The organism is Pedobacter sp. P26 (assembly GCF_050632135.1).
GTDB lineage: Bacteria > Bacteroidota > Bacteroidia > Sphingobacteriales > Sphingobacteriaceae > Pedobacter.
Genome location: NZ_CP192574.1, coordinates 4,958,778 through 4,969,983 on the forward strand (window position 1 = coordinate 4,958,778; position 11,206 = coordinate 4,969,983).

7 protein-coding genes and 1 pseudogene are annotated in these 11,206 nt (G+C 40.6%); 7 read left to right on the plus strand and 1 reads right to left on the minus strand.

Annotation, left to right across the window (positions count from 1 at the left end; all coding sequences use genetic code 11):
* The first annotated feature begins 179 nt into the window (after positions 1 to 179).
* The gene (locus ACQ86H_RS22990) at positions 180 to 3,245 is read left to right on the plus strand and encodes a beta-L-arabinofuranosidase domain-containing protein (protein WP_431292625.1); all 3,066 of its coding nucleotides are present in this window, start codon (positions 180 to 182) and stop codon (positions 3,243 to 3,245) included.
* Positions 3,246 to 3,350: 105 nt separating this feature from the next.
* Here ACQ86H_RS22990 and ACQ86H_RS22995 read toward each other — a convergent pair whose 3' ends face one another.
* Positions 3,351 to 3,515, minus strand: a complete 165-nt coding sequence (locus ACQ86H_RS22995; RefSeq protein WP_168202350.1) for a hypothetical protein — start codon at positions 3,513 to 3,515, stop codon at positions 3,351 to 3,353.
* Between the two features lie 753 nt (positions 3,516 to 4,268).
* On the opposite strand from ACQ86H_RS22995, the gene ACQ86H_RS23000 reads away from it, so the two are divergent.
* The 6 genes and pseudogenes from ACQ86H_RS23000 to ACQ86H_RS23025 all read left to right on the plus strand — a co-directional run bounded on the left by ACQ86H_RS23000 (position 4,269) and on the right by ACQ86H_RS23025 (position 11,159).
* The gene (locus ACQ86H_RS23000; protein WP_431292626.1) at positions 4,269 to 4,697 is read left to right on the plus strand and encodes an RNA polymerase sigma factor; all 429 of its coding nucleotides are present in this window, start codon (positions 4,269 to 4,271) and stop codon (positions 4,695 to 4,697) included.
* Between the two features lie 23 nt (positions 4,698 to 4,720).
* Positions 4,721 to 4,855 carry a hypothetical protein gene (locus ACQ86H_RS23005; protein ID WP_431295460.1) on the plus strand — a complete coding sequence of 45 codons (135 nt, stop codon included), beginning with the start codon at positions 4,721 to 4,723 and terminating at the stop codon, positions 4,853 to 4,855.
* A gap of 161 nt (positions 4,856 to 5,016) precedes the next feature.
* The gene (locus tag ACQ86H_RS23010) at positions 5,017 to 5,781 is read left to right on the plus strand and encodes a FecR family protein (protein ID WP_431292627.1); all 765 of its coding nucleotides are present in this window, start codon (positions 5,017 to 5,019) and stop codon (positions 5,779 to 5,781) included.
* A 2-nt stretch (positions 5,782 to 5,783) separates the two neighbouring features.
* Positions 5,784 to 6,083, plus strand: a complete 300-nt coding sequence (locus ACQ86H_RS23015; protein ID WP_431292628.1) for a FecR domain-containing protein — start codon at positions 5,784 to 5,786, stop codon at positions 6,081 to 6,083.
* Between the two features lie 194 nt (positions 6,084 to 6,277).
* Positions 6,278 to 9,511 (plus strand): SusC/RagA family TonB-linked outer membrane protein, encoded by a 3,234-nt coding sequence (locus ACQ86H_RS23020; RefSeq protein ID WP_210419438.1) that lies wholly within the window; start codon positions 6,278 to 6,280, stop codon positions 9,509 to 9,511.
* Between the two features lie 194 nt (positions 9,512 to 9,705).
* A pseudogene (locus ACQ86H_RS23025) lies at positions 9,706 to 11,159 on the plus strand (RagB/SusD family nutrient uptake outer membrane protein).
* Positions 11,160 to 11,206: the final 47 nt, after the last annotated feature.

An 11,206-nucleotide genomic window follows, 5' to 3' on the forward strand; every position in this document is an offset into this window, starting at 1 on the left:
CTCCAATCTTTAAAATATTCCCTTACCCGGAGGGAAAACAAAAACGACTCAAGAGAATCAATTCACACCACAATTGGGCATTACTTTGCATTGTCAACATAAAATAAGGTTAAAATATGCACAATACCTGCAATTTCCAGGGCTTCGTCTATTGCTCTTTTTGTTTAATTTTATCAATTATGAAAATTTACAAAGTCTTCCGCTCCATGTCATACCTTGCTGTTTTTATAATAACAGGCAACACGGTTCTGGCACAAAATGGTGATCAAATCCTCGATGGCATTGGCGAAACGGCCATGAGTGCCAGATATGAACTTAAAGGTGATTTAAAGGACTGGTCCAGAAATCGATTTAATGCAAATTTTATTGGAGGTCAACCGCAATTTGCACAAGACAGTCGCTTCGGAAAAGTACTTTCTTTGCCGGGAATTACAGGAACTTATGTAAGCATCCCTGCGGGAGCATTAACAGATATTGAATCCATCAGCATAACCAGTTGGGTTTTACTTAAAAGCGAACGATCGGAACAAAGTTTTTTTGACTTTGGTCAAAGCGACGATAAACATTTTTCCTCACAACTCAACAGTAAACAGAATGATCAGGGTTTTCTTGCTATGATCCAAAATGGAAAGCAATCAAGTATAATCACAAAGGGGCCGACTCCTGCTCTCAACCAATGGGCGCATCTGGCTATTGTTGTTGACATTCCCTCAAAATCTCTGACAAGTTACCTTAATGGAAAAAAAGTTGCTGAAGCAAAAGATATCAACTTTGATCTTACTGCTATTTTCGGTCAGAACAAATCGGATAAGAAATTGCTAAACCTTGGCAAAGCCATATCAGTTAAAAACACTGAACTGAATGCTTTAATCCATGATTTCAGAATTTATCGGGTACCTTTAAATGCAAAGCAAATTGTTTCCATTTATCGCCACGAACAATATGAGGCCAACGAAACGACAGTAAACACTTCGGCTAAAACAGATGATAACCTGCAACATTTTCCCGCAGATGCATCCCAATTATATACCAAATATCTAACTCAGGTAAATGATATTGACGTAACAACGAGTGTAGGTAATCTTCCCCGATTACCAGGTGCTGTTGCCGGAACTTATCAAGCAGGTAAAACTGGCCCAATGGTAAAGGTAATCTGGCCAAACCCAACAGATAATTTGACAGTTGCCCAACCGGGAAATTATACCATTACCGGTTATGTACCAGGAACAAACTTTAAGCCGAAAGCACAGGTAAAGGTGACTCCGACCGACAACGAGGCGACACCTGCTATTAAGCTACAACCTTTTGCCTTGAACCAGGTGATGCTAAAGGCTGATCATGAAGGGCATGATACGAAATTTATTGAAAACAGGGATAAATTTATCCGAACATTGGCTAAAACAGATCCTAATTCGTTCCTGTATATGTTTCGCCACGCTTTTGGCCAGAAACAGCCGGCCAGTGCGAAACCACTTGGAGTATGGGATAGCGAAGATACTAAATTACGAGGTCATGCTACCGGACATTATTTAAGTGCTATTGCACAAGCTTATGCAGGCGCAGGTAATGATAAAGCATTGCAGAAAATTTTCGCCGATAAAATGGAGTATATGGTTAATACACTCTATACGATATCTCAATTATCCGGAAAACCTCAAAAAGCGGGCGGCGCTGCTGTTGCAGATCCGTTAGCTATTCCTTTTGGTCCTGGAAAAACAGCCTATAATTCTGATATTAGCGAAAAGGGAATCAGAAGGGATTATTGGAATTGGGGAAAAGGATTCATCAGTGCCTATCCGCCAGATCAGTTTATCATGCTTGAAAATGGCGCTAAATATGGTGGACAAAACAATCAGATTTGGGCACCTTATTATACTTTACATAAAATCTTAGCCGGACTGATTGATATTTACGAGGTTAGCGGTAATAAAAAAGCACTTGAAATTGCAACCAATATGAGTGACTGGGTATATACCCGATTAAGCCATTTACCACAACAAACCTTAACCAAAATGTGGAGTACCTATATTGCTGGTGAGTTTGGTGGCATGAATGAATCAATGGCGCATCTCTACAGAATCACCGGAAAAGAAAATTATCTGAAAACAGCACAGCTTTTTGACAACATCCGTTTGTTTTATGGCGATGCCGCACATAGCAGTGGCTTAGTTAAAAATGTGGATCTTTTGCGTGGCCTTCACGCTAATCAGCATATTCCTCAGATTGTTGGTAGTATGGAACTTTATCGTGTATCAAACCAGTCAGATTACTTTAAAATTGCTGATAACTTCTGGCATAAAGTCGTAAATAATTATATGTATAGTATAGGCGGCGTTGCTGGTGCAAGAAATCCGGCCAATGCAGAATGTTTTATTGCACAGCCGGGAACCTTATACGAAAATGGATTTTCTGAAGGTGGGCAAAATGAAACCTGCGCCACCTACAATATGCTTAAACTTACAGGAGATCTGTTTCTCTTCGAACAAAAAGCAGAATTAATGGACTACTACGAACGGGCTTTATATAATGACATCTTAGCTTCCGTAGCAAAAGATAATCCCGGAAATACTTACCATATATCGCTTAGGCCAGGTTCTGCAAAACAATTCAGCAATGATGACATGACCGGTTTTACCTGTTGCAATGGTACCGCATTGGAAAGTAGTACCAAATTACAGAATTCTATTTATTTTAAAGATCAGAATAATCAATCTTTATATGTTAACCTTTTCATTCCATCTGTATTAAACTGGTCCGAGCGAAAAATTAAGATTGAACAAACTACCAGCTATCCAAAATCAGATCAAACCAGTTTAACCATCAACGGTAATGGTCAATTTGACCTTTACGTGCGGGTTCCAGGATGGGCAACAAAGGGTTTCTTTGTCAAAATTAATGGCCAGCAACAAAAGTTAAATGCAGTACCGGGAACTTACCTTAAAATTTCGAGAAACTGGAAATCTGGAGATCAGGTTGATTTAACAATGCCTTTTCAGTTTCATTTAGATCCGGTAATGGATCAGCAGAATATTGCAAGTTTATTTTATGGTCCCATACTGCTTGCCGCCCAGGAGCCAGAGGCAAGGAAAGACTGGCGTAATGTTGTCCTTAATGCTGATGATTTGGGGAAAACCATCAAAGGCAATCCAGCCAAACTGGAATTTACTATAGACGGAGTTTTGTTTAAACCATTTTATGATAGCTACGGAAGGCATTCTGTTTACCTGGATGTGACCTTAAAATAAGCAATTGGGGAAATGCTCAAATTGAAGTGATAAAAACTTGTTTAAAAATTAATTCGTACGTCAGTCTGAGGGGTAATTTATTGTATAAAAATCAATATGAGTGACTTACAATCGTTTCCCTTTTCCTACTGCTCGGTCTTGCCTCGGCTCTCCGCCGCCGAAAGGCTCTTTCTTTTTGGCATCAAAAAGACCAGCGAAGCTAGCTTGAATGCCATTGAAAACATAAAGACAAATGAAAAAACAAAAACTGCCGGCTGAAAATTTATCCATTTGTATTATAGCTTTCAGCTGCATTCATGAGGGCTTCGCCGTTTTCTTTCGAAGCTAGTAGGTTGGCTTGGACAGTGCAGCCCGAAAAATTTGTTAGGCCGGATTTAAGCAGAACGGGGATATCGTGCTATGGTCTAGCTGGACGGAAATACTAAAGCAAATAAAGTGCTGATTAATAATGATTTGCAAATAATGTCAATGGTAGCGTAGTTGAAGACCATTTCAACGCATTAATAAAAGCAATACACTAGGTTATCAATGACAGATTTAAAAAATCGCCGTCATTTCGATCCGATAACTATCGGATGAAGCGCAGCGAAATGGAGAAATCTTTGAACGATATGAAAAGATTTCTCCACTACGGTCGAAATGACGCCCTTGACAAAAGTCCAAGCATACAATCCGATCGGGTTACAATGCCGCCATCCTCTTGTATCGAAAAACTTATTGACAAATCATTAAACACCAGTAAATCTACAATATCCATGCTGGCAAAAAAAGGCCTTGTTAACCGGTGTAAAAGCCAATTTTACAAGTTCCTGAAAAGCTTACAAAAAATAAACGTTATAAATACGCTAAAAATACAGCTACTTTATTTTTTTATTTAATAAGTGTTACTACATTCGTGCAGACGTCTTATGAAATCAGACGCTGGTAAGTTAATTAAACCTAACTTTTAGCGTAACTTCTTTGAGCGATAACTGCCTCAATTTAGCAATTAAGGGGTTTTATTCTAACCAAATTTTTAAACAGATGAAAGATGTTTCAGAGGAAATAGAACTTTTGTTGCGCATAGCTGATGGTGATCGTCTCGCGTTTAATTTGTTGTATAAAAAATATCTCCAAAATTTACGGAAATTTGTCGCTTCGATTTCTGGCAATACCGATCTGGCAGATGAGCTTGTGCAGGACATCTTTGTTAAAATATGGCTTAACAGAAAAAACCTGCCCCTTATCGGATCTTTCAAACCTTACCTTTATCGTTGTGCACGCAACCTTTTAATCGATTATATACGAAAATCGAAAACGCAGATCAGGATAAAAGAGGTTTCAAAAACCCTTGAAGAGAACTGTTCTGCCAGTACTGACGATAATTTAATTTATTCACAGACCCTGAGCCAGCTATACAGTGGTCTTAACCTGCTTCCTGAAAAGAGAAAAAAATTGTTGAGCTCAAAATAAACGATGACCTTTCTCTTGATGAAATTGCACTACAGTTAAAAATATCCAAATCGGTAGTCAAAAAACAGCTCTATACCGGAATGGCTTTTCTGAGAAATCACCTGAAACATTTTTACAGGATTGCACCTTTTATTTCTTTTCTATATTTTTTTCTTTAACGAGGGGGCCTTTTTCTTTCCACATCCGTCTTAGCAGATATGGAACAAAAGGATGTTGAGCAACTCAAGCAAAAATTGATTCAGGGTGAATTGACTGAGCCTGAACAGCAGGACTTTTTAATTGGTTAAAGCAATTAGATCAGCCTGAGCTAAACGCATTCATGCAAGAATACAGCGCATCATTCGAACAGCAAACAGACAGCTTAGCAGCAGAACAGAACGGAGATTTAGCGAAAAAAATTGAAATGCGCCTAGATGATTTGGAGGCTGCCGACACACCATCCTGGAAACGTTCAGCTTTCAAATTCATGGCTGCCGCTGCAGTATTGGTTCTGGCCTGCTCATCTATATTTTTCTATTATGCTAGTGTAGATGGGAACAAACACACCGCATTGTCCAAAAACACAAGCATCCCACATGCAAAAGCTATTTATGGAGGAAGTGACAAAGTACTGCTTATTCTCTCAAACGGTAAGCGCATTGAAGTAAATAATTTTACAAATGGACAGCTCGCCGTAGAAAATGGCTATTCTATCGAAAAACAAAGCAACGGCCTTTTAAAATACAGAAAAATCAATACAGCTGCCGCTTTAGCAACAGGTAATTCGAACACCATTGTAACGCCACGCGGCGGACAATACTGCGTTAATCTTCCTGATGGAAGTAAGGTTTGGCTGAATGCAGAGAGCAAAATAACTTACCCGGTAGCTTTTTCGGGCAATACCAGGAAAATTGCCCTGCAAGGCGAAGCTTATTTTGAGGTGGTCCATAATCCGAACAAACCTTTCATAGTTGATTTTGATGGCTCAAATGTAAAAGTGCTGGGCACTCATTTTAATATCTGCGCATACGGAGATGGTGAAATTCCTAGAACAACCTTACTTCAGGGTTCGGTAGAGGTAAGTAAAGGTGATAGAAAAAAATAATTTTGCCTGGTCAGCAGGCCATTTCAGGTCATAACATCGGTATTGTTAATGTTGATACGAACCACGTGATGGGATGGAAAAACGGAAATTTTTCATTTGAACATGAACGCATCGGCACGGTGATGGGGAAAATATCCCGATGGTATGATGTTGATGTAAAATATCAGCGTGAAATAACGCAGGAAGAATTTGTCGGTTCGATTCCAAAATCCAAAAACTTGGAAGAAGTACTCCACAGGCTGGAGTTGACCGGATTGTTGCATTTTAAAATCAGAGGAAGGAGCGTGACCATTATGCCATAACCTTACAGAAATAGGTTGGCCCATCCATGAAACAAAAGCCAGAGTGCTGTAACACTCTGACCTGATGTTTGGATCGCCACCAAGTATTCCAGACAATAGACAACCAAGTATAAACCCAAACATTCAAATATATGAATTATTATGCATCACGCGTAAATAGGCTTCTGGCCTATCTGCGTAAACCGCTACTGGTTATGAAATTAACATGCTTACTTTTAGTTTCCTTAATGTTACAGCTCTCGTTAGCCAGCAGCGGACAAACGGTAACGCTTTCAAAAAAGAATGCTGCTGTTGAAAAAATTTTCAAGGAAATTGAGCGCCAAACCGGTTATCAGTTTTTGTACACCAGGCAAATGCTTAGCGGAACTCACCCGGTGAGTATCGAAATTAACAAAATGAGTTTGGCAGAGGCATTGGATCTCTCGCTGAGATCACAACCCATCAGCTACAAGCTCGAAGATCATATTATCATTATCCAGCGGAGAGCAATAACTGAACCCACAATAAATAAAGTAGCTGAAATTGGCATTACAGGTAGAGTTACTGATGAGGCAGGTCTTCCGATTCCGTCTGTTAGCATTAAAATTAAAGGCACCAATACAGGTGTTCAAACCGCACCGAACGGAACCTACAGCCTTAAGGTTGCCACTGGTACCGAAACTCTGATTTTTAGCTCGGTAGGCTTCGCTTCCCAGGAAATCGCAGTCAATAACAGAACTGAAATCAATGTTCAGCTAAAGGCCGAACTTAATAATTTAACCGATGTAGTTGTAATCGGATATGGATTGCAACGTAAGGGTGATGTAACAAGTTCTGTAGCGAGTGTTAAAGCCGAGAATTTTGTAAAATCGCCAGTATTAGATGCAGGCCAGTTAATTCAGGGTAAAGTAGCCGGACTAACCGTTAGCACGCCAAGTGGCGACCCTACCTCAGGTAGTAAAATCAGGCTTCGTGGAAACAACACACTCTTTGGTGCCAATGCCGATCCGCTTGTTATTGTAGATGGTGTACCAAGTAGCCTTAAGCTGGTTGCACCAGAAGATATTGAATCAATAGATGTATTAAAAGATGGTTCAGCCGCTGCCATTTACGGTGTACGCGGTACCAATGGTGTAATTATCGTTACCACTAAAAGATCTTCGGGAAAGAATAATAATGTAGTGGAATACAATGGTTCTGTGAGTACCCAAACTATTGCCCGAAAACTCAATATGCTCACTGCCGATGATTACCGCAGGCAGATTGCCGAGGGAACACGTCTTGCCTCATACGATCTTGGTGCGAGCACGGATTGGCTAAAAGAGATTTCTAATAAAACACCTATTACCAACATCCACAATATTACTTTCCGTGGAGGTAACGGACAAACCAATTACCTGGCTACCGTAAACTACCGCTATTTTAACGGGATATTTAAAAAATCTGACAACGCTACGCTTACTGCCAGGGCAGACATTAACCACTCCATGTTTGATAATAAGGTAAAAGTTAACATGGGCGTTTTGGTACAGAACAATAAATATACCCAAACACAGGATGGTGGCAGTTTCAATGGCGTGGTTTACCGTCAGGCCCTGATCCGTAATCCAACCTCTCCCCTTTTCGGTAGTGACGGACATTACTTCGAAGAGCCGAATAATTTTGAATATGATAACCCTGTTGCGCGCCTTTTCGAAAGCACAGGACTTAACCAGAACACCACTCAGCGTTTAAATTCGCAGATTACTTATAACCCCATCGCTGATCTTAAGTTAAGTGCCTTAGGTTCATACACCAAATATGTGTCAAATGGTGGTTATTCAGAATCAAAGTTCCACATTTCCAACATCAGAGATAAACTTAATGGCTATGCCTCCCTGGGTTCTACTCAAAGTATAGACCGATTGCTTGAGCTTACAGCTCAATACTCAAAAAAACTGGGCGACCATAGTTTCACATTATTGGGCGGATACAGTTATCAGGATAATTCGTACCTGAATTTCTATGAGCGAAATTATGATTTCCCTACAGATGCTTTTGGTTATTATAACATTCAGCAGGGTCGTGGTGCAAACCGCGCTTTAGATGCACTATTAGGAAGTGGCTATTCAGAAACCAACCTGATTGGATTTTTTAGCAGGTTAACCTATAGCTACAAAGACAGATACCTGTTGATGGCCTCTTTAAGAAGAGAAGGTGCCAGCCAGCTTTATGGTGCTGCAAAACCTTATGGTAATTTTCCGTCCGTATCTGTTGGATGGAAAATCACCAACGAAGCATTTATGAAAGATCAAACAATTTTTGATGACTTAAAGCTTCGTGCAGGATATGGTGTAACCGGTAACCAGCCTAGCGATGGTTTCCGCGCTGTTGCATTATTAGGCTATGGCGCTAACGTGCTATCTAATGGCAACTGGATCCAGACACTCGTTCCTACGCAGAACCCTAATCCGGCTTTGCGCTGGGAAGAAAAAAGAGAGACTAATATTGGTCTTGATTTCAGCATGTATAAAGGAAGAGTTACGGGTACTGTTGATGTTTACAACAGAAATTACAATGGATTATTATTTGATTATCAGGTGCCCAGCCCACCAAACCTTTATCCAAGTACAAGAGCAAATGTGGGTACCATGCAAAATAAAGGTATTGAGGTTTTATTAAACATTGTACCGATACAGAGCAAAGTTTTTGAATGGACAACAAGCTTCAACTTTTCAACCAACAGAAATAAACTGGTTAGTTTATCTAACGATTTATACCAGGCCACAAACGACTTTTTCACTACAGGGGGAACAGGCCCGCCAGCAACCACCTTTACCAATATTGTGCGTGTTGGTGATAACATTGGAGATTTTTATGGCTTTAAAGTTAAAGGTGTAACGGCTGATGGTCAGTGGATTTATGAAGGTAAAAATGGTGAAGATGTTTCCTACAGCCAGTTTAATCATGCTTTTGAAGATAAAAAAGTGCTTGGAAACGGTATTCCTAAATTTACAGGCGGATGGAACAACAACTTCAGGTATAAAGACCTTGATTTAAGCATTACGATGCGTGGCGCATTTGGTTTTCAGATTCTCAATTTCCAAAGAATGTATTATGAGAACACGGGCATTCAGAACTATAACCGCCTGGTATCAGCTTATGACCCTGTTTTTGGCACAGCTGTTCTTAATAAGAATATGCCGGTAGAATTTAACAGCTATTATGTAGAAAACGGCGATTTCTGGAAAATTGACAACATTGTATTGGGTTATACCTTTAACAAGCTAAAAACCAAATACCTTAAGGGCGCAAGAGTTTATGTTTCTTCGTTAAACACTTTTACCATCACAGGCTATAAAGGATTAGACCCCGAAGTAGACTGGAGCGGTTTGGCACCTGGTAATGATAACAGGGATAAATACCCTACCGCCCGTACTTTTACATTAGGTTTTTCTCTTAATCTTTAATCCTTTACATCATGAAAACAAGATTTATATTGAGCACCGGCATCATGGCACTTGTGGTCCTGGTTATTAGTTTAGCATCCTGCACGAAGTTAAAGGACGAAAACTATGCTGCATTTATTCAAAATAAGTTTACCCCTAATACCTCTGATGTGGCGGCCCTGGTTGGCGCAGGTTACACCTATTGGAGGCCCTTAATGCTCGGACGAAGTAACAACTCGATCTTTCGTACCAATGAGATTTCCAGTGATGAAGCCGTAATACCTGCCCGCCCGAACGGCTGGGTTGACAATGGGATCTATCGCCGGATGCATGAACATAGATGGACATCAGATGAGGACAACAGCTACCAGATCTGGAACAATGCTTATGGAGGTATTACCTCCTGTAACCGCGTACTCTATCAAATTCAATCCAACCTGATTCCAATTCCTACAGGTAAAGATGCTACCATAGCCGAGTTGCGTGCCTTAAGAGCATCTTACTATTATGCACTCTGCGACTTCTTTGCCGGGGTACCTATAGTCGATAAATTTGACGTGCCCTCCGGATTTCTTCCACAACAGAGCACCCGTGCCCAGGTTTATGCTTTTATTGTTAAAGAACTTACCGAAAGCCTTCCAAACCTGAGCAAGGCCAATACCCAGGCTACTTATGGCAAATTTAATTACTGGGCTGCCTCTGCCCTGCTGGCTAAAGTTTACCTGAATGCTAACGTATATACTGGCACTCCAGCCTATGCTCAATGCATTGCAGCATGTAATGAGATCATTGCATCGAACGTATATACGCTTGAAGCCAATCAGAAAACCATTTTTCTTGATGCAAATGAAGGAAGCAGAGAAACCATTTTTGCTATACCCTTTGATGAAAAGTTTACTACAGACGGTGGTGATGCTTTCACCCTGCACATGGAAACACTTCAGCCAGAAAACCAGGCTACTTATAACTTTAAAAACTCGCCATGGGGCGGAATCTGTGCCACACCACAGTTTGTAAGCACTTTCGATCCTGAGGACAACCGCCTAAAGGACAATTATGTACAGGGGCAGCAATATACCGCTGCAGGTGCTGTTTTATTGGGAACCATTGGCGCAAGTAATGGTAAACCGCTGATTTATATCAATGAGCTTCCCGGTGTTGATCAATCGGATGAAGTACATGGTTTCAGGTTAGGAAAATTTGAATTCAAACCAGGTGCCCTGGTTGGGATGAACAACGATTTCCCCTTGCTTAGGTATGCTGATGTTTTAATGATGAAGGCCGAATGCCTGTTAAGAACAGGCGATGCTGCCGGTGCCGCTGCATTGGTAACACAGGTTCGTCAACGGTCATTCTTAAGCAATCCTTCAAAAGCAACCGTAACCGGTAGCCAGCTTCTGTTAGGCAGCGTGTATAACTATGGCCTCCGCAATCACTTAACTTCTACTGTAGAAGGTGGAAGTGACATTCAATATGGAAGGTTTCTTGATGAACTGGGCTGGGAATTCAATACCGAAGGACGACGTAGACAGGATATGATCAGATTTGGTGTTTTCACCAAAAATCGTGGTTATCACATTCGCCAAATGGAGATTACCGTACATTATTACCCATTCCACGTGCCGAACTTGCTAAAAACCCGAACATAAAACAAAACCAGGGATACTAGTCCTCATTACTGAGGCTGTATTGTAACATAGAGAACTGTCATCCTGA

Bases quoted from the DNA above. Each gene is read 5' to 3' on its own strand.
- ACQ86H_RS22990 (WP_431292625.1), top strand. From the start codon at position 180: ATGAAAATTTACAAAGTCTTCCGCTCCATGTCATACCTTGCTGTTTTT.
- ACQ86H_RS22995 (WP_168202350.1), bottom strand. From the start codon at position 3,515: ATGGATAAATTTTCAGCCGGCAGTTTTTGTTTTTTCATTTGTCTTTAT.
- ACQ86H_RS23000 (WP_431292626.1), top strand. From the start codon at position 4,269: ATGAAAGATGTTTCAGAGGAAATAGAACTTTTGTTGCGCATAGCTGAT.
- ACQ86H_RS23010 (WP_431292627.1), top strand. From the start codon at position 5,017: ATGCAAGAATACAGCGCATCATTCGAACAGCAAACAGACAGCTTAGCA.
- ACQ86H_RS23020 (WP_210419438.1), top strand. From the start codon at position 6,278: ATGAAATTAACATGCTTACTTTTAGTTTCCTTAATGTTACAGCTCTCG.